Source organism: Streptomyces griseorubiginosus (genome assembly GCF_036345115.1).
Taxonomy (GTDB): domain Bacteria; phylum Actinomycetota; class Actinomycetes; order Streptomycetales; family Streptomycetaceae; genus Streptomyces; species Streptomyces griseorubiginosus_C.
The window spans coordinates 649,827-668,769 of sequence record NZ_CP107766.1 but is presented as its reverse complement, the minus strand read 5'-3'; the positions used below and the strand labels follow the sequence as shown (position 1 = coordinate 668,769).

At 72.9% G+C, this 18,943-nt stretch carries 20 protein-coding genes; 9 read left to right on the top strand and 11 right to left on the bottom strand.

The features are described from left to right. Positions 1-98: 98 nt before the first annotated feature. Complete coding sequence (locus OHN19_RS03125; RefSeq protein ID WP_330262612.1) at positions 99-845, bottom strand: SDR family NAD(P)-dependent oxidoreductase; 747 nt, start codon at positions 843-845, stop codon at positions 99-101. A gap of 123 nt (positions 846-968) precedes the next feature. Between OHN19_RS03125 and OHN19_RS03120 the strand changes: the two genes are divergently transcribed. The 4 genes from OHN19_RS03120 (at position 969) to OHN19_RS03105 (ending at position 4,434) form a co-directional block, all read left to right on the top strand. Beyond that, a complete protein-coding gene (locus tag OHN19_RS03120; protein WP_330262611.1) occupies positions 969-1,580 on the top strand; it encodes a TetR/AcrR family transcriptional regulator in 612 nt (203 codons plus the stop codon). A gap of 256 nt (positions 1,581-1,836) precedes the next feature. Further along, positions 1,837-2,844 (top strand): aminoglycoside phosphotransferase family protein, encoded by a 1,008-nt coding sequence (locus tag OHN19_RS03115; protein ID WP_330262610.1) that lies wholly within the window; start codon positions 1,837-1,839, stop codon positions 2,842-2,844. Beyond that, on the top strand, positions 2,841-4,121 hold the full coding sequence (locus OHN19_RS03110) for an ROK family transcriptional regulator (RefSeq protein WP_330262609.1): 1,281 nt from the start codon (positions 2,841-2,843) through the stop codon (positions 4,119-4,121). Before OHN19_RS03115 ends, OHN19_RS03110 begins: the two co-directional genes overlap by 4 nt. A gap of 67 nt (positions 4,122-4,188) precedes the next feature. After that, positions 4,189-4,434 carry a hypothetical protein gene (locus OHN19_RS03105; RefSeq protein ID WP_330262608.1) on the top strand — a complete coding sequence of 82 codons (246 nt, stop codon included), beginning with the start codon at positions 4,189-4,191 and terminating at the stop codon, positions 4,432-4,434. 153 nt (positions 4,435-4,587) lie between these two features. Here OHN19_RS03105 and OHN19_RS03100 read toward each other — a convergent pair whose 3' ends face one another. After that, on the bottom strand, positions 4,588-5,616 hold the full coding sequence (locus OHN19_RS03100) for an SDR family oxidoreductase (RefSeq protein WP_330262607.1): 1,029 nt from the start codon (positions 5,614-5,616) through the stop codon (positions 4,588-4,590). A gap of 106 nt (positions 5,617-5,722) precedes the next feature. Here OHN19_RS03100 and OHN19_RS03095 point away from each other — a divergent pair, with 106 nt between their 5' ends. Then, on the top strand, positions 5,723-6,379 hold the full coding sequence (locus tag OHN19_RS03095) for a M15 family metallopeptidase (protein ID WP_330262606.1): 657 nt from the start codon (positions 5,723-5,725) through the stop codon (positions 6,377-6,379). 30 nt (positions 6,380-6,409) lie between these two features. Here OHN19_RS03095 and OHN19_RS03090 read toward each other — a convergent pair whose 3' ends face one another. The 4 genes from OHN19_RS03090 to OHN19_RS03075 form a co-directional block, all read right to left on the bottom strand. After that, positions 6,410-7,369 (bottom strand): SDR family NAD(P)-dependent oxidoreductase, encoded by a 960-nt coding sequence (locus OHN19_RS03090; RefSeq protein ID WP_330262605.1) that lies wholly within the window; start codon positions 7,367-7,369, stop codon positions 6,410-6,412. 295 nt (positions 7,370-7,664) lie between these two features. Continuing rightward, positions 7,665-8,858, bottom strand: coding sequence for an FUSC family protein (locus OHN19_RS03085; protein WP_391192591.1), 1,194 nt, complete (start codon positions 8,856-8,858; stop codon positions 7,665-7,667). After that, entirely contained in the window at positions 8,855-9,511 is a 657-nt protein-coding gene (locus OHN19_RS03080) for an HAD family hydrolase (RefSeq protein WP_330262604.1), read from the bottom strand. The genes OHN19_RS03085 and OHN19_RS03080 overlap by 4 nt, the downstream gene beginning before the upstream one ends. A gap of 37 nt (positions 9,512-9,548) precedes the next feature. After that, a complete protein-coding gene (locus OHN19_RS03075; protein ID WP_330262603.1) occupies positions 9,549-10,586 on the bottom strand; it encodes a PHP domain-containing protein in 1,038 nt (345 codons plus the stop codon). Between the two features lie 159 nt (positions 10,587-10,745). On the opposite strand from OHN19_RS03075, the gene OHN19_RS03070 reads away from it, so the two are divergent. Together OHN19_RS03070 and OHN19_RS03065 are read left to right on the top strand one after the other, a co-directional pair. Next, positions 10,746-11,555, top strand: coding sequence for an SDR family oxidoreductase (locus tag OHN19_RS03070; protein WP_330262602.1), 810 nt, complete (start codon positions 10,746-10,748; stop codon positions 11,553-11,555). Positions 11,556-11,843: 288 nt separating this feature from the next. Further along, on the top strand, positions 11,844-12,080 hold the full coding sequence (locus tag OHN19_RS03065; protein WP_330262601.1) for a hypothetical protein: 237 nt from the start codon (positions 11,844-11,846) through the stop codon (positions 12,078-12,080). A 54-nt stretch (positions 12,081-12,134) separates the two neighbouring features. On the opposite strand, the gene OHN19_RS03060 is transcribed toward OHN19_RS03065, so the two are convergent. Both OHN19_RS03060 and OHN19_RS03055 read right to left on the bottom strand, forming a co-directional pair. Next, the gene (locus OHN19_RS03060; RefSeq protein WP_330262600.1) at positions 12,135-12,689 is read right to left on the bottom strand and encodes a VanZ family protein; all 555 of its coding nucleotides are present in this window, start codon (positions 12,687-12,689) and stop codon (positions 12,135-12,137) included. A gap of 115 nt (positions 12,690-12,804) precedes the next feature. Continuing rightward, on the bottom strand, positions 12,805-13,467 hold the full coding sequence (locus OHN19_RS03055) for a DUF4230 domain-containing protein (protein ID WP_330262599.1): 663 nt from the start codon (positions 13,465-13,467) through the stop codon (positions 12,805-12,807). 151 nt (positions 13,468-13,618) lie between these two features. Between OHN19_RS03055 and OHN19_RS03050 the strand changes: the two genes are divergently transcribed. Beyond that, positions 13,619-14,812 carry a cytochrome P450 gene (locus OHN19_RS03050; protein WP_330262598.1) on the top strand — a complete coding sequence of 398 codons (1,194 nt, stop codon included), beginning with the start codon at positions 13,619-13,621 and terminating at the stop codon, positions 14,810-14,812. Here the strand turns inward: OHN19_RS03050 and otr(A) are convergent. After that, the gene (gene otr(A) / locus OHN19_RS03045; RefSeq protein WP_330262597.1) at positions 14,795-16,651 is read right to left on the bottom strand and encodes a tetracycline resistance ribosomal protection protein Otr(A); all 1,857 of its coding nucleotides are present in this window, start codon (positions 16,649-16,651) and stop codon (positions 14,795-14,797) included. The genes OHN19_RS03050 and otr(A) overlap by 18 nt on opposite strands. A 199-nt stretch (positions 16,652-16,850) precedes the next feature. Here otr(A) and OHN19_RS03040 point away from each other — a divergent pair, with 199 nt between their 5' ends. Next, positions 16,851-17,804, top strand: a complete 954-nt coding sequence (locus OHN19_RS03040; RefSeq protein WP_330262596.1) for a ribose-phosphate pyrophosphokinase — start codon at positions 16,851-16,853, stop codon at positions 17,802-17,804. A 96-nt stretch (positions 17,805-17,900) separates the two neighbouring features. On the opposite strand, the gene OHN19_RS03035 is transcribed toward OHN19_RS03040, so the two are convergent. Further along, entirely contained in the window at positions 17,901-18,281 is a 381-nt protein-coding gene (locus OHN19_RS03035; RefSeq protein WP_330262595.1) for an anti-sigma factor antagonist, read from the bottom strand. Positions 18,282-18,431: 150 nt separating this feature from the next. After that, a complete protein-coding gene (locus tag OHN19_RS03030; RefSeq protein ID WP_330262594.1) occupies positions 18,432-18,872 on the bottom strand; it encodes a MarR family winged helix-turn-helix transcriptional regulator in 441 nt (146 codons plus the stop codon). Positions 18,873-18,943 lie beyond the last annotated feature (71 nt).

The following is an 18,943-nucleotide window of genomic DNA, read 5'->3' as shown; positions in this document are numbered from 1 at the left end:
GGGTGTCGGGGGTGCCCGGGGCGACCGGCCGGCTCGGCAGGCCGCCCCGGCGCGCCCGTGTCAGGGGCGTGGATCGGGATGGTCGGTTGCGGTGGTGGTCAGATCTGGCTTGCGCCGCCGTCGACGTACATCTCGGCACCGGTCATGTAGCTGCTGGCCTCACCGGCGAGGAAGAGGACCGTCTCGGCGATCTCCTCCGGGCGGCCGAGCCGCTGCATGGGGACTCCGGCGGCCAGGCCCTGGAGCAGTTGTTCGGCCGCCTCGGGACCACCCGCGAGACCGCTGAGGCCGGGCGTCTCGATCGGGCCGGGCGCGATGCTGTTGACGCGGATGCCGCGGGTGACGAGTTCCGCCGCCCAGCTGCGGGTCAGGGAGCGCAGTGCGGCCTTGGTCGCGGCGTACACGCTGAAGGAGGCGGCGCCCTTGGTGTCGATGTTGGAGCCGGTCACGATGATCGAGGCGCCCGGGTTGAGCAGCGGGAGCGCCTTCTGCACGGTGAACAGGGTGCCCGCCACGTTGGTGTTGAAGGTGTCGGCGTAGTGGTCCCAGGTGATGTCGGGCAGGGCCGCGAACTCTCCGCCGCCCGCGTTGGCGAAGACGATGTCGAGGCTGCCGTGCCGCTGGATCTCGTCGAAGAGGCGGTCGAGGTCGCCGAGGTCGGCGACATCGGCTCGTACTCCCGTGGCGCGGTCGCCGATGGAGGCCACCGCCTCGTCGAGCGCCTCCTTGCGGCGGCCGGTGAGGAAGACGTGGGCGCCTTCCGCCGCGAGCCGTCGTGCCGCGGCCAGGCCGATGCCGGAGGTGGCACCGGTGACGAGGGCGGTCTTGCCGTCGAGCTGTCCCATGAGGGGCTCTCCTTTTCTGTACCGCTCGGTACTCAAGTCGTTCGCCGGGGAGAACCGCGGCGTTGCGACAGCTATTCCGTACCGATCGGTTAAAATTTCGGGGACCGACAGCAGGAGGGCGTCATGGCGGTACGCGGCAGACCCCGGGGCTTCGACGCGGAGGCCGCGCTGGACCGTGCGGTGGAGGTCTTCTGGCGCCAGGGCTACGACGGTGCCTCGCTCGCCGACCTCACCGAGGCGATGGGCATCAACCGCACGAGCATGTACGCGGCGTTCGGCAACAAGGAGCAGCTCTTCCACCGTGCCGTCGCCCGCTACGCCGAGGCCGACATGGCCTACGCCCGTGAGGCTCTCGCGGAACCGACGGCCTACGCCGTCATCGAGTCCTTCCTCCGCGCCAACGCGGACGCCCTCACCCGCCCCGACCGCCCCTCAGGATGCCTGTCCGTGCAGGGCGGCCTGGCCGAGGGTGGCGACGGCGGCCGCATCGCCCGGTTCCTGGCCGACAGCCGCCTCGCCGGCGAGCGCGCCCTCGCACAGCGTCTGGCCCGCGCCGTCGAGGAGGGCGACCTTCCCACGGGCGCCGACCCGCACGCACTCGCCCGCTACGTCATGGTCGTCAGCGAGGGCAACGCCGTACACGCGACCGCCGGCGCGACCCGAGCGGCCCTTCACGCCACCGTGGACATCGCCCTGCAAGCCGTACCTCGGCCTCATGCGCGGGTGGGGGCCTGACGTGGCCGACCAGGAACGGATCTGTCGTGCACGCGTGTGCGTCGATCCCGGGTGCGCGCCGCACCTGGACGAAGAGAGAGAACGGGTGGCGTGCGAGCGGCATGCCGGCGGAGACGGATCACGAATGGCCCCCGGCGTGCGGGACGCGCTGCGTACCCTGTTCCGGAGCACACGCCGGACGCCGACGAGACGGCCGGCCGTTATGGGCGTCACGTCGAGGACGTGCACGCCGCGGGGTGAGGGAAGGGGCGGGACGTTGGCGGACTCCTGGGAGTGGGCTCGGCAGGTGTTGGAGGACGCCGGCCTCGACCCCGGTCGGCTCGCCGGGGTCCGGCCTCTGAGCGGCGGTACGTACAACACCGTCGAGGAGCTCCTCCTCACCGACGGCACCAGGTACGTGGTCAAGGTCCCGCCCGCGGCCACCGTTCCCGGCCTGCGCCACGAGCGCGGACTCCTCGTCGCCGAGGCCGAGTTCTACCGCAGGGCCGCCGAGGCCGAGGTCGCGGCGCCGCACGTGGTGGCCTTCGGCGCCGGCGCCGACGCGGCCGTACCGCATCTGCTGATGACGGCCTGCCCCGGAGTGCCCTGGGACACCTCGGTCACCGATTCCGAACGCCCGCCTCTGCGCCGTGAGTTGGGCCGCCAGGTGGCGCGGCTGCACTCGGTGACCGGGCCGGGCTTCGGCTACCCGTCCCGCGCCCTCGGGCCGCTCGCCCCCGACTGGCGGACCGCGTTCACCACCATGATCGAGGCGGTCCTCGACGACGCCCGGGACTACGAGGCGCGGCTGCCCCGGTCCGTCGAACAGGTGGCGGCCACGGTCCGGGCCGGGTCCCCGGCACTCGACGACGTCACCGTCCCCGCGCTGGTCCACTTCGACCTGTGGGACGGCAACATCCTCGTCGACCGACCGGCCGGCGGGGAGCCGCGCATCGGCGGGCTCATCGACGGCGAGCGGATGTTCTGGGGCGACCCCCTCGCCGACTTCGTCTCCCTCGCGCTGCTGGGGGACATCAGGAAGGACGAGGCGTTCCTCGCCGGCTACCGGGAGGCGGGCGGCCGGGCCGAGTTCGACGTCCCGGCCCGGGTACGGCTGGCCCTCTACCGGGCCTATCTCTACCTGATCATGCTCACCGAGACGGTCCCCCGGGCGGTCGACGTCGAGAAGGAGCGCTGGGTCCAGTCGGCGGTGGCACCGGAACTCGTCGCCGCCCTGGACGAGATCGAGGCCCTCGCCCGGCTCACGGGAGTCCGGATCCCTTGAACGGACGCACCGTACGCGACCTCAGACGCGCCAACCGCACGGCCGTCCTGCAGCGCCTCTGGTTCGACGGCCCCCTCAGCCGCTTCGAACTCGGCCCCGCCACCGGGCTCAGCTCGGGCTCGGTCAGCAACGTCGTGGCCGACCTGGTGACCGACGGGCTGGTCGAGGAGGCCGGCAGCGTCGACTCCGACGGCGGCCGCCCCCGCACCCTGCTGCGGGTGGCGCCCCACAGCGGGCACATGATCGGCGTCGACGTCGGCGAGACGCGGGTCCGCGTCGAGCTGTTCGACCTCACCCTGACCGAACTCGCCCGCGCCGAACGCCCGTTGACCGGGCGCGGCTACGATGTCGAGGTCGTCGTCGGCCACATCCGCGACGGCATCGCCGAGGTGCTCGCGGACGCCGCCGTCGAGCCGGAGCGGCTGCTCGGCGTCGGCATCGGGGTGCCGGGCATCGTCGCGCACAACCCGGACGACGGGGCCGTCGTGCACGGACAGACCATCGGCTGGGACGCCGTCCCGCTGGAAGCGCTGCTGCGCACCGGCCCCCCGCTGCCCGGCGGCGTCCGGTACTTCATCGACAACGGCGCCAAGACCCTCGGCCAGGCCGAGATGTGGTTCGGCGGCGGCCGCGGGGCCCGCAGCGCGGTGGTGGTCCTCTTCGGGTCCGGCGTCGGCGCCTGCCTGGTCACCCCCGAGGTGGAGCACGGCCGGGCGGTCGAATGGGGGCATCTGACCGTACGGGTCAGAGGGCGCCGCTGCCGCTGCGGAGCCCTCGGCTGCCTGGAGGCCTACGCCGGCGCCGAGTCGCTGCTGGAACGCTGGCGCGAGGAAGGGGGCCGGCCGCCCGAGGGCGTCGACGAGGAGACCGCGCTGACCGCCCTGCTCGCCGCCGCCCACCCCGCGGACGGGACCCCGGCCGACCCGGTGGCGCTCGCCGTCCTGGAGGAGACCGCCGAGTACCTGGGCGCCGGACTGTCCGACCTGATCAACCTCTTCCAGCCCGAGCGCATCCTCATCGGCGGCTGGGCCGGGCTCCAGCTGGGCGCACGGTTCCTGCCCGCCGTACGGCGGCACGCGACGGCGTACGCGCTGCGGTACCCGGCCGGGAAGGTGACCGTCGACCTCGGCCGGCTCGGCCCCGACGCGGTCACCGTCGGCGCGGCCATCCTCCCGCTCGCGGACTTCTTCGCCCGCGGCGGCCGGCGTCCCGAGCCCCCGCCCGAGGGGCCCGCGCCGGCCTGGCGGGCCGCCCTGGACGAGCGCGCCCCGCGCTGACGTTTCGCCGACCTGCGCGGAGGTACTCGCGCTCCCGCCGACGCCGAGAACGAACAGGGAGGACGTCGTGGACCACCGCAACGAAGGGCCGGGCGAGAACGGCGACCCGATCCCGCGGGACCTGCCGGACCAGCAGGCGGGCGAGGGCGAGGACCCCTGGGAGGTCGCCACCGTGCCGGGCGAGGACGAGCCCACCGCCGACCAGTCCGAGGACGTCCCCGACACCGACGAGGCGGGCACCGGCCGGCAGGGGGCGGAGCGGTCGGACACCGTGCACCCGGAGCACCCGGGAGCACAGGAGTCCTCCGGCTGAGAACCACCCGGCCCGGCCGGGGCTCGGCAGGCATGCAGCGAGCCTCCGCGGGGTCCTGGCCGGGGCTCGGCAGGCATGCGCCGAGCCTTTGCCGGGTTTCGGCCGGGGCTCGGCAGGCTTCGCCGTGCCTCCCGCCGGATCCGGGCCGGGGCCTCAGCCGGCCTTGCGGCCCTTCATCGGCTCCGTCCGGGCCCCCGCGCCCTGCTGCATCCCGTGGAGGAACTCCTCCAGGACCTCGCCGGCCGTGTGCTCCGGGTGCCAGCCGAGTTCCGTACGCGCCCGCGTGCAGTCCATCAGCGGCAACCGCAGGACCGCGTCGAACAGGTGCGGGGAGGCGGGGAGCAGGTGCAGGCCCCACGCGGCCGCGATCGCCGAGCGGGCCGCGGTGCGCGGCAGCCGTACCGGACGGGCGTCGAGCATCCCGGCCAGCAGCTCCGCGTCCACCGGCGGCTCGCCCGCCAGGTTGAAGGCGCCCCGGACGTCCGAGTGCACCGCCAGCGCATAGGCCCGCGCCGCGTCGTCGGTGTGCAGGGCCTGCACCCGCAGCCCGGGGATGTCCGGCAGGAACGGCAGCAGCTCGGGCCGGGCCAGCTGGCCGGGCAGGAAACGGCCGCCGAAGATCCGGCGCTGCTCGCTCGCCGACTCCCGCTTGAAGAGGAACGCCGGACGCATCCGGACGACCCGGACCGCAGGGTGGTCGCGTTCGAAGGTGTCCAGTGCCCGCTCCAGATACGCCTTCTCCCGGCAGTACGCGGCGTCCGGCCAGCCGTGCGTCGGCCACGACTCGTCCACCGCGTGCTCCTTCGGACCCGGGGAGTACGCGCCCACGGAGGAGGCGTGCACCAGTACCGGCACCTTGGCCGCCGCCACCGCCTCGAACACCCGGATGGAGCCCAGGACGTTGGTGCGCCAGGTCGCCGCCGGGTCGTGCGTCGGCTGGAACGCCCACGCCAGATGGACCACCGCGTCGGCGCCCGCGAACTCCTCGGCCAGATCCGCCTGCGCGGACGCGAGATCCACCGCCGACCACTCGGTCCGGGCGGGCGACCAGTCCGGGATCCGCCGGGCCAGGCCCCGTACGGAGCCCACCTCCGGATCCTCGGAGAGAAGGCGCACCACGCTGGTTCCCACGTTGCCGGTGGCGCCCGTGACCACGATCCTGCTGCCGCTTGAAGTGCTCACCTTCGGCTCCTTCGGGCCGCTGGGGCGGGGGGAACCGCCCGAGTACCCGGCCCTCGGCGATACACGCGGTGCACGGCGCGGACTCCGGCCGCGAGAGGATCACCCCATGAGCGAGATCATCCTGATGTCCGACGCCCGCGTGGCCGCCGTACCGGTCGAGGAGAACGGCGAGCCCCTGGTGGACGTCCGCGGTCACCTCCTCGTCGACGACCGCAAGCACGAGGACTCCCTGGGCGCCGAGGTCCATCTGCGCCAGGGCGTCCTCGACCGGCTGCTCGCGGCGCAGGCCCTGCTGCCGGGCGGGCTGCGGCTGCTCTTCGTGGAGGGATACCGGCCACCGGCCCTCCAGCGGCAGTACTTCGAGCAGTACGGCGACGAGCTGCGCGCCGCCCACCCGGACTGGTCCGCCGACCGGATCAGGACCGCGGCCAGCCGCTATGTCTCCCCGCCCGAGATAGCCCCGCACAGCGCCGGCGCGGCCGTCGACCTCACGCTCGTGGACGCCGACGGCCGCGAACTCGACCTGGGCACCGCCATGAACGCCAACCCGGAGGAGAGCGACGGCGCCTGCTACACGGGCGCAGGCAACATCACCGCGGAGGCCGAGGCCAACCGGGCCGTGCTGGGGCAGGCGCTGGGCGCGGCGGGCCTGGTCAACTACCCGACGGAGTGGTGGCACTGGTCGTACGGCGACCGCTACTGGGCGCTGGAGACCGGGGCACCCGCCGCGCTGTACGGGCCGAAGGACCTGGCCGGCCACTGAGGGACCTCGCCGGAACTGCCGGAGCGCGGCTCAGGCGAACGCGTTCACGCCCGTCAGCTCCGCCGACAGCGTCCACAGCCGGGCCGCCTGCTCCGGGTCCGTCGCCCAGGCCCGGACGCCGCTGCTCTGGTCGCCGTCCACGGCGGGCTCGGCGACGTCGCAGTCCTCCAGGTAGACACCGCCCATAACGGCCAGCTGGGGCGAGGTCGCCGCCCACACCTGGGTGGCCGCGCCCTGCTCCGGGCTCTTGAACCCCGACGGGTTGAGCACGTTGCCCTGCTCGTCGATCCAGCCGCGCTCCACCATCTCCGCCTTGGGCAGGTGGCGCTGGAGCGGGGTGAGGATGCCGCCCGGGTGCAGCGAGAAGGCCCGCACCCCGCGCTCGGCGCCGAGCTTGTCGAGGTGCACGGCGAACAGGACGTTCGCCGTCTTCGCCTGGCCGTAGGCCTGCCACTTGTCGTAGCCGGTCCGCCAGTGGACGTCGTCCCAGCGCATGCCGTGGAAGTGGTGGGCGCGCGAGGACACCGACACCACGCGGGCGCCGCCCGGCTCGATGGCCGGCCACAGACGGTTGACCAGGGCGAAGTGCCCGAGGTGGTTGGTCGCGAACTGCGCCTCCCAGCCGGGCCCGACCCGGGTCTCCGGGCAGGCCATGATCCCGGCGTTGTCGATGACGAGGTCGACGGTGCGGCCGGAGGCGAGGAAGCGCTCGGCGAAGGCGCGCACGCTGTCGAGGTCGCCGAGGTCGAGGTCGTCCAGTTCCACCCCGTCGAGGCCGGCGAGGGCCTCCTTCGCGGTGTCGGGACGGCGGGCCGGGACGACGACCCGGGCGCCCGCCTTCGTGAGGGCCCTGGTGGTCTCCAGGCCGAGCCCGGAGTAGCCGCCGGTGACGATCGCGAGCTTGCCGGACAGGTCGACGCCGGCGAGGACGTCGTCGGCGGTGCTGTGGGCGCCGAACCCCGAACCGATCTTGTGCTGTGCAGTGCTCATGACCGGAACGCTACGAATTGGAGTGCGCTCGAAGTCAAGCCGCACTCCGGGCCGTGGCAGCCGGAACACGAGGAAGCCCCGACCGGACGGGGGAATCACGGTCGGGGCGGTCAAGTGGTGGGCACGGATGGCGGTCGCCTCTCGGCGAAAGGCTCCACAGGGCTTCAGCCGAACGATCGTCCCTGTGGGCAAAAGGTGAGGCCCGGGGACACTGTCCCATCCGCACCCACGGTCTGTTCAACGGGCAACGACCCTGTGGTGTTCCTCGGCAGGGACCGATTCCGGGTGAGCTGTGTCACCCCTCCCGGCCGGTCGGAACGGTCTCGCTCCACAGGTTCTCGGCCTGGAGCAACAGCGTCCCGAGGACCGTCGTTCCCTCGGCCCCCTGCCCGGCGTGGTCCCGCAGCCCGTCCTGGAGCTGCGCACGCAGCTCCCGCATCGCCTCCCGCGCTCCTTCGTCCGGTCGTACGTCGTCGCCGGCCCCGAGCAGCCGGCGGCTCTCGGCGTGACAGGCGTCGCCGATCAGCTCCAGCAGCCGGGCGTAGGCGTCCAGCACCGGCCCGGAGGGCGCGGTGGGAGCGCGGTCGTCGTCGGCGGCGACCGCCAGGGTCCGGGTGAGCGCGCGGACGTGCCCGGTGACCCGGCTCCAGCGTTCGTCCTCCTGCTCCGGCGGGACGGGCGCGGGAGGCCGCCGTACGGCACGCAGGGGCGCGGCGGTCAGCCGCAGGCTCTCCCGGCTCCACCCGCGCGCGGAGCGCAGCGCCTCCAGCCGGTGCTCCAGATGGCCCGAGGCATGCGACCACCCCTGGGTGTCCCACTCGCCCTCGCGCAGATCACCGGCCACGGTGTGCAGGACGTCGCCCGCCTCCCGGGCCAGGGCCGCGAGGTTCTCGCGGACGTCCCGCAGATGGATGGGGGGCAGCACGAACGCGTTCACGGCGAGGCCGATCACCGCGCCGAGCGCCGCCTGCCCCACCCGGTGCCCGACGGAGGACGCTCCGGCGGCACCGGTGGCGAGGGTGAACAGCGCGGTGGTGGCTCCGTAGATGCCCTGGTCGCCGAAGCGCGGCCAGTTCGCCAGCAGCACCAGCGGCGGCACGGACAGCGCCACCGCGCCCAGGGTGCTCCCGGTGACGGCCAGCGCCACCGCCGCCAGCACCGTCCCGCAGCAGATCGCGGCGAGCTGCCGCGTGGCCTGCAACACAGAGCTGTACACGGTGGCCTGCACGAGGACGACCGCCGCCCAGGGCGCCATCAAAGCCATCGGATCGCCCATCCACACGCCCGCCACGAGCCAGGCCAGGATCGCGGCGGCCGAGGCCTTCAGGGACTGGACGAGCAGATCGCGTTCCCGCCCGGGGCCGTGGAAGGCGGCGCGGGCCGCCCGGCCGACGGCCCTGGCCTCGTGCCGCAGCGCGAGCGCCGGGCGGGACGGGTGCTGCACCACCTGGGTCGTACGCGTCGTCGGCAGAGTGTTCCGGTCCGTCATGCCAGCGGGCTGTCCGCCAGGTTCGCCAGCAGCTGGGCCGGGTCGTCGTAGATCGCCTGCGCGCCCGCCTCCTCCAGGTCGGCGCGCGGGACACCGCCGCACAGCACCCCGACGCAGCGCACCCCGGCCCGGGTGCCGGCCCGCATGTCCCAGACGGTGTCCCCGACGAAGACCGCCCGTTCGGCCGGCACCCCGGCCAACTCCAGGGCGTGCTCGACGGGTTCGGGGGACGGCTTGCCCTCCTCGACGTCGTCGGCGCTCGCGGTGGCCATGATCGCGTCGTCCGCGGCGATCGCCCGGCGCAGCGCCGACAGCTCGGCGCCGCCCGCCGAGGTCGCGAGCACCACCCGCCAGCCCTCGCGATCGAGCCGCCGCAGCAGCGCGCCCGCGTCCTGGAGGGCCGGCAGCCGGTCGAAGTACTGCCCGTACAAAGCCTTGTGGGCGGCGCTCAGCTCGGCGTCCTGGTCCTTGTCGCGGTCCTCACCGAGCAGGTGGGCGACGAGGTCCTCGGAGCCGAGCCCGACGGCCCGGTGGACGGCGTGCATCGGTACCTGGTGGCCCGCTTGCCTGAACGCCTCCCACCAGGTCGTCACATGCAGATGGTTGGTGTCCACGAGAGTCCCGTCGACGTCGAACACTGCCGCCCGTTCCATGAAGGCTCCTTTCCTGTCGTGCCGGACGGGTACCACGTCAGGCGGTCGCCACTCGGGACGGCACCCGCCCGTCCCGGGACCAGCCCAGCAGCTCGGGAAGGCTCCAGGTGGTCACGATCCGTCCGGCCGGCGCCCCGCACTCCTCGGCCCGCGCGCACCCGAGGATCTGCCAGTCGAGCTGGCCGGGCGCGTGCGCGTCGGTGTCGACGGAGAACAGCACGCCCGCCTCGACCGCCCTGCGCAGCAGCCGGCGGGGCGGGTCCAGGCGCTCCGGGCGGCTGTTGATCTCCACCGCCGTGCCCGACTCGGCGCACGCGGCGAACACCTCGTCCGCGTCGAACTCGGACTCGGGCCGCCCCCGCCCGGTCACCAGCCGACCGGTGCAGTGCCCGAGGACGTCCGCGTGCGGATTCCGTACGGCCGCCACCATCCGCCGGGTCATCGCGCGGGCGTCCATGCGCAGCTTGGAGTGCACGGACACCACCACCACGTCCAGGCGGTCCAGGAGTTCGGGTTCCTGGTCCAGCGAGCCGTCGTCGAGGATGTCGCACTCGATGCCGGTGAGCAGCCGGAAGGGGGCCCAGGTCTCGTTCAGTGCGGCGACCACGTCCAGCTGCTCCCGCAGCCGCTCCGGGGACAGCCCCCGGGCCACGGTGAGGCGGGGGGAGTGGTCGGTGAGCACGGCCCACTCGTGGCCGAGCTCCACCGCGGTCCGGCCCATCTCCTCGATCGGGCTGCCACCGTCCGACCAGTCGGAGTGCAGATGGCAGTCGCCGCGCAGCAGCGCCCGCAGCTTCTCGCCGCCGCCGGTGCGCGGCGCGCCGGACTCGCCCTCCAGCTTCTCCAGGTAGCCCGGCACCCCTCCGGCCAGGGCCTCCCGCACCACCTGGGCCGTCTTCGGGCCGATGCCCTTGAGTGACTCCAGCGAGCCGGCCTCCGCCCGCTCGCGCACCTCGTCCGCGGGCAGCCCGCTCAGCACCCGGGCCGCCGTACGGAAGGCACGGACGCGGTACGTCGGTGCCAGGGACCGCTCCAGCAGGAAGGCGATCCGCTCCAGCGCCTCGACGGGATCCATGGCCACCTCCTCCACCCAGAGTTCCCCAGGGACTCGGGGGGCGCACGACGGGGGAGCGGTCCGTGCGGCGGGCGGTTTGTCGGGTGCGCCCTCGGGTACTGCGATGCGGCGTCGGAGGTCCGCACCCCGACGTCCCCCCCCACCCCCGAGGAGGCCGAGATGTCCGCCCCCACCGCACCCCGCAGCAAGGTGGCCGTGATCACCGGAGCCGACTCCGGCATCGGCAGGGCCACCGCCGTCCGGCTGGCCCGTGCGGGGATGGACGTCGGCATCACCTGGCACAGCGATCTCAAGGGCGCGGAGGAGACCGCCGACGAGGTCCGCGCCCTCGGACGGCGGGCCGCCGTGGCGCAGATGGACCTCACCCGGCTGCCCGTCGCCGCCGACGCCGTCGACGAGCTGTGCGACCGGCTCGGCCGCCTCGACGTCCTGGTCAACAACGCGGGCACCGGCACCATGACGCCCTTCCTCGACCTGGAGCTGGACACCGTCCGCGAGGTCCTCGACGTCGACCTGGTAGGACCGTTCCTGTGCGGTCAGAAGGCCGCCCGGCACATGATCCGACAGGGCTCCGGCGGCCGGATCGTCAATGTGACCTCCGTCCACGAGCACCAGCCGCGGGTCGGGGCCGCCCCCTACTGCGCGGCCAAGGGCGGACTGGGCCTGCTGACCCAGGTCATGGCCCTGGAGCTCGCCGAGCACGGCATCACCGTCAACGCGGTCGCGCCCGGCGAGATCGCCACTCCGATGACGGGCCAGGAGGACACCGACGTGCACACCCAGGAGCGTCCCGGTGTGCCGCTCGGCCGCCCGGGCGACGCACGCGAGGTCGCCGCGGTGATCGCCTTCCTCGCCGGGCCCGAGGCCACCTACGTCACCGGCGCGTCCTGGAGCGTGGACGGCGGGATGCTCCGCATGGGACCGCAGGCCGGCTCGCACCTCGGGGACGACGAGTGGCGGCGCCCTTGAGACTCGCACCAGTTCCGGCAACCGCCCTGGTCTCACCCCTCGGCTTCTTCCGGATCGGCAGGGAGACCTACGCGTCCGCGCGCTGGTCGACGCCGACGCCCTGACCGTCGTACCCGTACTGGGAGCGGAACGCCTGGCACGACCTGGCCCCCGCGCTCACCCGGCTGGGCGAACGCGGGGGCTTCGGGTGTCCGGCCACCCAGGGCGCGGTCGAGGCGGCGGTCCGCACCCTGCTCGGGGGATGACGCTCGCCTCTCCCTCCCGCGCATCGCGTTCTACGCTCTAGACATGACCGAAATCGGGAGCCCACACATCGCGAACCCGCGGATCCTGGTACTCGGGGTCCAGCCGACCACGCCGCCCTTCCGGATCGTGGAGATCGACGGGGAGGTGGTCGGTGAGGCGCGGACCGTCACCGACGTCCTGGAGGCCGCCGCCGCCTTCGGCATCACCGTCCACGACCTGGACGACCCGGACGTGGTCCGCTGGGTCGGCGGCGACAAGTTCACCTGGACCCGGCACTGACGGCCCACCGCTGGGCGGCGGTGGCGTTGCAGTCGTAGCGGTCTTCAGGCGCCCTCACGCCTTCGTGGCCGCCGGCTTCTTGTGCACCGCGCGGCTCAGCCGCCGTCCCAGCAGCAGGTAGCCGATCAGGGCACCGGACGTGTTCAGGATGACGTCGTCGATGTCGAAGGCCCGCCCCTCCACCAGGGCGCCCTGCGCGAACTCGACCAGCAGCATCACCACGGCCGTCAGCAGGACGATCCGCAGCAGCCCCCGGGTCTTGGGAGCGATGATCGGCACCAGGATCCCGAACGGCACGCCCAGCAGGATGTTCCCGCCGATCTGCTTGACGGCGTCCCGCATCTCGGGCTGGTCCAGATAGGCCTTGAGCGAGGCGCCGGGATGCAGGTTGGTGTGGGTCAGATCCACCGACGCGGGCGAGGGCTCCAGGGTCAGCCGGGCCAGCACGACGGCGAACGCCACCATGAACGCGAAGGCGAACACCATCGCCACGAAGCGGACGACGAGGGAGAGCGGATTACGCCGGGGGCGGGCGGGCTTCGCCGCGGGTTCGGTCTTGGCGGTGCCGGCGTCCGACGCCGCTCGCGAACGTGAGAGCACCCAGGCCATTGGTTCCTCCACTCTGCAACTTCCCTGTGTGGTAAGGCGATTACCCCTGAACGCCCCGAGAATGCCGCCGCGCCACACGGGGGTGCTGGTGGGCACCGCCGTGTGGCGCGACTGGTCAGCTGCCGTAGGTGACCTCGACCTTCTTGAAACCGAGCGAGCCCAGCAGACCCTTGAGCATGTTGGTGGTGTTGGTCTCCGCCCGCTTGGTCAGCTCGCTCTCCTTCGCGGCCTCCGTGATGTGCCTGACGGCGAGCTTCTGGACGGCCTGTTCGCTGTTGGGGTTGTCGGAGAAGAAGTCACCGAGCCGGTCGAGCAGACCGCGCTGCTTGGAGACCGCGTAGGAGCGGTCCGCGTCCAGCGTGGCCTTGCCCAGCTGGGCGTGCGGCAGCCGCAGGGTGGCGGCCGTGCGGTCCTCGTTGACCGTCACGTCGTTCTTGGCGACCTTGCCGAGGTCGACATAGGCGTCGACGGCGCCCGCCCCGACGTACAGGGTGCGGGAGCCGCGGATCGCGTCGGGCAGGAACTTGGTGTCCTTCTCCAGGTCCACGACGACCTGGAAGTTGCCGGAGGCGGCGTCGTAACGGCTGATGTCCTGGATGGACTCCAGAAGTGCGGGACCCGAACGGTCGTGGGTCTCGGTGCCGAACAGGTCCTTGAGGCCAGGGATCACACTGAGCCGGATACCGGCGAAGAACACCACGAGCACCACCACGACGGCGGTGAGTACCTTCGCCCAGCCGGGCATGCGCCTGGACACGCGCCTGATGGGAGTCGTCATGCGACGGCCCTCCTTCCTAGAAGCACGGATGCCCAGCGACGACGCCCAAAAGCGCGGCAGCACCGTCTTGTTGGCTGATTGGGACACTGCCGGGACACTCGGGGGCGCACTAGCGTGGGAAACTCCGCGTACGGCGTGTCTGGAGACCCGGATGAGCACAGACAGCACGTCCCGGACCCTGCGTCCCATGCACCGCATACCCCTGCCCGAGTCCGGCCCGCCCCGGCTCACCGCCCTGGCCACCGGCACACCGGTGTGGCTCGTGACGCGTTACGCCGATGTCCGCCAGGTGCTCATGGATCCCCGCTTCGACCGGAAGTCCCTCAAGGCCGAGGACGCCCCGCCGCTGCTCGTCGTGCCGAACCTGCTGGACTCACCGGACGGCCTCCTCAACCAGGACGGCCCGTCCCACCAGCTGCTCCGGGGCACGGTCCAGAGGGCCTTCACCCCACGCGCGATCGCCCGCTGGCGGCCCTGGACCGCCTCCGTGGTGGAGTCCCTCCTCGACGACCTGGCCGGGCAGCCGCAGCCGGCCGACATCGTGGAGGCGTTCACGCGCAGGCTGCCGGTCTCGGTGATCTCCCGGCTGATGGGCCTGGAGGACGCCGACTGGGAACGCATCCGGGGCTGGGCCGACCACGCCCTGTCCGGCGGCGCGCACTCCGCCGAGGAGGTCGGCGCGGCGATGCGGGAGTTCGGTCTGTTCTGCGCCGAGCTGGTCGCCGAGCGGCGCAAGGAGCCCGGCGATGACCTGGTCAGCGCGCTGGTCGTGGCGGGCGACGGCCTCGGCATCGAGGAGCCGCGCCTGGTCGTCCTGGTTCTCGGCCTGGTGGTCGCCGGACACGAGACGACCATGACGGCCCTCGGCAACATCGTCGTCCACCTCCTCACCGACGGGCGGGCGGCCTGGCCGGGCCTCGCCGAGAGCCAGGAGGCGGCCGAGACCGCCGTCGAGCAGCTGCTGCGGACGATCCCGCTGAGCGAGGGCAGGGTGCTGCCGGGGCTGATCCGCCGGGCGGTGGAAGAGGCCGAGGTCGGGGGCGTGACGATTCCGGCGGGGGCGGTGGTCGCGGTGCAGACGAACGCGGCGAACAGGGATCCGGCTGTCTTCCCCCAGCCCGCCGAGACCGACCTGTTCGCCCCGCTCACCACACCGAGCGTGGTCTTCGGCGCGGGCCCCCACCACTGCCTGGGCGCCTGGCTGGCCCGCCTGGAGCTGGGGCTGGCCCTGCACCGCCTCGCGGTCCGCTTCCCGGGGCTGCGGGCCGAGTTCACGGCGGAGACGATCGCGTGGCGGGAGGGCCAGATGACACGAGGGCCGCGGAGACTACCGGTGTCCTGGTGAAGGTCGGTCGAGCTCCCGGTCGCCGCCCGGTCTCGACCACCACACCCCTTCTCCGTGCGTGAGCGCCGGCAGCCGCAGTTCGACCTCCCGCACCCGCCCCGCCGGAAGCTCACCGGTGACCACCCACGCCGTCTCCCCGCCCGATGTGCCCGTGAACTCCGCTCCCCGCGAGGCGAGCAGAGCCGTCACCGGCGCCAGCGCGGCCGCCGGAACCTCCACCTCGAACGCGTGACACGGCTCGAACAACCGGGTCCCGGCCCGCTCCAGCGCCGTGCGCAGCACGATCGGCGTGAGCCCGCGGAAGTCGGCGGCCGTACTGATCGGCCCGACGAAGCCGGAGCGGATCAGGGTGACCCGGTAGTCCGTCACGGCCGCACCGGTCAGCCCGGTCGCCATGCCCGCGTGCACCGACTCCTCGACGGCCTGGTGGAACGCCCGGGGGAGTGCGCCGAGTTCGGTCTCGTACGTGAACACCCCGCCGGAGCCCCGCTCGCCCGGCTCGACCCGCAGGCCGATCGTCGCCCAGTACCGGGCCCCCAGATGCCAGGGCAGGTCAGCGCAGGCTTCCCCCGTGCCGCGCGGACGCTCCAGGTACCGGACCCGGCCCGGCTCGAACTCCGCCTCGACGCCGTAGTCCTGGACGAGGGTCGCCGCGAGGACCTCCATCTGGACCTCGCCGTACAGGAGCAGGGAGGTGGCGCCGCCGGCCGCGGGGCGGGCGTGGAGCAGGGGGTCCTGGTCGGCGAGGGTCAGCAGGGCGGAGCGCAGCCGGGACGCCTCGGCGGGGTGGCGGGCGGTGACCAGGGTCTCCAGGGTCGGGGGCGCGAACTGCGGTGCGCGGTCGGTCGGTTCACCGAGGTGGTCGCCCACCCGGAGGCCGGTGGAGAACGTCAGCGAGGCGATGTCGCCGGCGGTGAGGGGGCCGCTCAGGTGGGTCGCCCGCCCATGGATCCGGCTCGTGCTGCCGTCGGCGCCGCGCCTGAGGAACGTCAGCCGCTGACGCTCCGTCACCTCACCGCCGTACAGCCGCAGATGGGCGATGCGCTCACCGCCGGGTCCCGGCCGTACGGCGAACACCGTGCCGCGCGGCTCGCCGCCCGGTGTCGCGGGTGCCGGCGGGATCAGCCTGGTCACGGCCTCGACCAGGTCGGACACGCCCTGGCCGCCGAGGGCCGACCCGAAGTACACGGGGTGGAAGGAGCCGTCGGCGGTACGGGCGGCGAGGGACTTGCGCAGGTCGTCCGGGGTGGGGTCGGGGCCGTCCACGAGCGCCGCGAGGATGTCCGGGTCGACCTCGGCGAGTGCTTCGGCCGCCGAGTCGGCGCCCAGCGGCTGCACGCGCGCGTCGGACGAGCCGATGCCCGTCACCCGCGCCAGCGGGGCGACGTACGGCGTCAGTCTGCGGCGGATGTCGGCGAGCAGGTCCTCGTCGCGGGCGCCGGGGCGGTCGATCTTGTTGACGAAGATCAGCGTGGGCAGCCGCAGCCTGCGCAGGGTCCGCAGCAGGACGCGCGTCTGCGCCTGTACGCCCTCCACGGCGGACAGCAGCAGGACCGCGCCGTCGAGGATTTCCAGGGCGCGCTCGACCTCGGCGATGAAGTCGGAGTGCCCGGGGGTGTCGATGAGGTTGATCCGGGTGCCGTGGGCGGTGAACGAGGCGACCGCGGAGCGGATGGTGATGCCGCGCTGCCGCTCGATCGCGCCGTCGTCCGTGCGGGTGTCGCCGGTGTCGACGCTGCCGAGCCGGTCGATCGCGCCGTGGTCGAACAGCAGCCGCTCGGTGAGGCTGGTCTTACCGGCGTCGACGTGGGCCAGAATGCCGATGTTCAGGGTGTGCATGCGGGGTCGAGTCCTCGAGAACCGTGGGCCGAAGGGGGCGCTGGGTCATGTCGAGGAGACGGCGCATGCGAGGGTTCCTGACGTGAGGGGACACGGGCACGGCCATGATGGCGTGCGCCCTGTGGGGTCCCGCAACCGAATTCCGGTGGCCAGTAGCATGGGCGCGGCAGCCCGGAATGATCATCGGAGGAGCGGATCCGTGCGAGACATCGCCGTGTTCAGCGGTAGCGCCCACCCCGAGCTGGCGGCGGAGGTCTGCGCGCATCTGGGGGTGCCGCTCAGCCCCACCCGGGTCAGCCGGTTCGCCAACGACTGCCTGGAGGTGCAGCTCCAGGCCAACTGCCGGGAGCGGGACGTCTTCCTGGTCCAGCCGCTCGTCAGGCCGGTCCAGGAGCACCTGGTGGAGCTGCTGCTGATGTGCGACGCGGCCCGGGGTGCCTCCGCGCGCCGGATCACCGTCGTCATGCCGCACTACTCCTACGCGCGCTCCGACAAGAAGGACGCGCCCCGGATCTCGCTGGGCGGCCGGCTCGTCGCCGACCTGATGGTCTCGGCCGGCGCGAGCCGCGTCCTCGCCATGACCCTGCACTCCCCGCAGGTCCACGGCTTCTTCTCGGTGCCCGTCGACCATCTGCACGCCCTGCGGGAACTCGCCGCGCACTTCCAGCGGTACGACCTCTCCCGCACCACCGTGGTCTCCCCGGACCTCGGCAACGCCAAGGAGGCCGCCGCCTTCGCCCGGCTGATCGGGGCCCAGGTGGCCGCCGGCGCCAAGCAGCGGTTCGCCGACGACCGGGTCAGCATCAGCGACGTCATCGGCGAGGTGGCGGGGCGGGACGTCATCGTCCTGGACGACGAGATCGCCAAGGGCTCGACGGTCCTCGAACTCCTCGACAGACTGCGCGAGTTGGGGCCCCGGTCGATCCGGGTGGCCTGCACCCACGGGCTGTTCGCGCACGGTGCCCTCAAGAGGATCGGCGAGCAGCCCGACGTGCTGGAGATCGTCTGCACCAACACGGTTCCGGTCCCCGAGGAGGAGCGCACCGACAAGCTGCGGATCCTCTCCATCGCCCCCGCCCTCGCCGAGGCCGTACGGCGCATTCACAACGGCGAGTCCGTCAGTGCCCTGTTCGACGAGCCCCGGAGCGCATGACCGGTAAGTCGTGCGGGTCGACGGCGGGGTGCGCGCGGAGACTCGCGGTCATCACGAGGCGGCGACCCGCGGTCATGACGAGGCGGCGACCCGCGGTCATAACGAGCCGGACGTGGCCTCGGGCTGCCCCAGGGCCGCGTCCAGCGAGGGCAGCGGGGGCAGCAGCCGGGTCAGACCGGTCACCCGCATGATCCTCAGGGTGAGCGGGTGCGTGCAGACCAGGAGCAGCCGGCCGTCGCGGTCGAGGACCCGGGACCTGGCGCGGTAGAGCAGCCGCAGCCCGGAGCAGTCGAGGAACTCGACGAGGCTCAGGTCGATCACCACGCGGACGTCGGGGTCGGCCGTGGCCCGGTCCAGGTGCGGCTCGATCTCCGCGGCCGCGGCGATGTCGATCTCCCCGCGGAACTCCAGCACGGTGTGGCCGCGCTCCTCGTGGACGCGCAGATGCCTCGACAGCGGTGCCGGTTCCTGCTGCACGACGACATCGCCTCCCACCGCTTCGCGCAAATGCGTTCCCCGCCCTGCAAGTTACCCTCGATGGAATGAATTTGAGCATGTTCGATTGACATATGTCTTCGAATTGCGACCGCCAGTTCGCAACCGGTTCACGCGGGGCTCGCGCCCGGCTCAGGAAAGGGCGTGCCAGGCCGTGGTGAGGGCCTGCCGGAACTGCTCGGTCTGGTGTGCGGTGAGGTCCCGCACCATCCGCTCCTCCAGCTCCCGCACCGGACCCTCGTGCCGGGCGAGCAGCGCGCGGCCCTCCTCGGTCAGCAGGATCAGCAGCACCCGGCGGTTGTTCGGATTGCGCTCCCGGCGCACCAGGCCGCGCGTCTCCAGGGAGCGCACCAGGTCGGCGATCGACTGCGCGGTGACGAAGGAGTCCCGGGCCAGCTGTGCCGCCGACAGCCCGTCGTGCCGCTGCAGGACGGTCAGGGCCGTGTACTGCAGCGCGGTGATCCCGGAGGGCTTGACCAGCTCGTCCAGATGGGAACGGACGACGAGCTCCACCTGTTTCACCATGTAGAGGAGCGACGGGGGCGCCGCCTTGGTCACCTGTGTGTCGAGCATGGGTTCAGGCTAGAGCATTGACAGGAAACCTGTCTGTAAAGAGACTGCGAACCAACAGGAATCCTGTTGGT

What these genes read in the sequence shown, in the direction of transcription:
- OHN19_RS03065 (WP_330262601.1), top strand. Translation starts at nt 11,844, where the DNA reads ATGACCGAAATCGGGAGCCCACACATCGCGAACCCGCGGATCCTGGTA.
- OHN19_RS03090 (WP_330262605.1), bottom strand. Translation starts at nt 7,369, where the DNA reads ATGAGCACTGCACAGCACAAGATCGGTTCGGGGTTCGGCGCCCACAGC.
- OHN19_RS03055 (WP_330262599.1), bottom strand. Translation starts at nt 13,467, where the DNA reads ATGACGACTCCCATCAGGCGCGTGTCCAGGCGCATGCCCGGCTGGGCG.
- OHN19_RS03050 (WP_330262598.1), top strand. Translation starts at nt 13,619, where the DNA reads ATGAGCACAGACAGCACGTCCCGGACCCTGCGTCCCATGCACCGCATA.
- OHN19_RS03095 (WP_330262606.1), top strand. Translation starts at nt 5,723, where the DNA reads ATGAGCGAGATCATCCTGATGTCCGACGCCCGCGTGGCCGCCGTACCG.
- OHN19_RS03085 (WP_391192591.1), bottom strand. Translation starts at nt 8,858, where the DNA reads ATGACGGACCGGAACACTCTGCCGACGACGCGTACGACCCAGGTGGTG.
- OHN19_RS03120 (WP_330262611.1), top strand. Translation starts at nt 969, where the DNA reads ATGGCGGTACGCGGCAGACCCCGGGGCTTCGACGCGGAGGCCGCGCTG.
- OHN19_RS03060 (WP_330262600.1), bottom strand. Translation starts at nt 12,689, where the DNA reads ATGGCCTGGGTGCTCTCACGTTCGCGAGCGGCGTCGGACGCCGGCACC.
- OHN19_RS03030 (WP_330262594.1), bottom strand. Translation starts at nt 18,872, where the DNA reads ATGCTCGACACACAGGTGACCAAGGCGGCGCCCCCGTCGCTCCTCTAC.
- OHN19_RS03070 (WP_330262602.1), top strand. Translation starts at nt 10,746, where the DNA reads ATGTCCGCCCCCACCGCACCCCGCAGCAAGGTGGCCGTGATCACCGGA.
- OHN19_RS03125 (WP_330262612.1), bottom strand. Translation starts at nt 845, where the DNA reads ATGGGACAGCTCGACGGCAAGACCGCCCTCGTCACCGGTGCCACCTCC.
- OHN19_RS03080 (WP_330262604.1), bottom strand. Translation starts at nt 9,511, where the DNA reads ATGGAACGGGCGGCAGTGTTCGACGTCGACGGGACTCTCGTGGACACC.
- OHN19_RS03075 (WP_330262603.1), bottom strand. Translation starts at nt 10,586, where the DNA reads ATGGATCCCGTCGAGGCGCTGGAGCGGATCGCCTTCCTGCTGGAGCGG.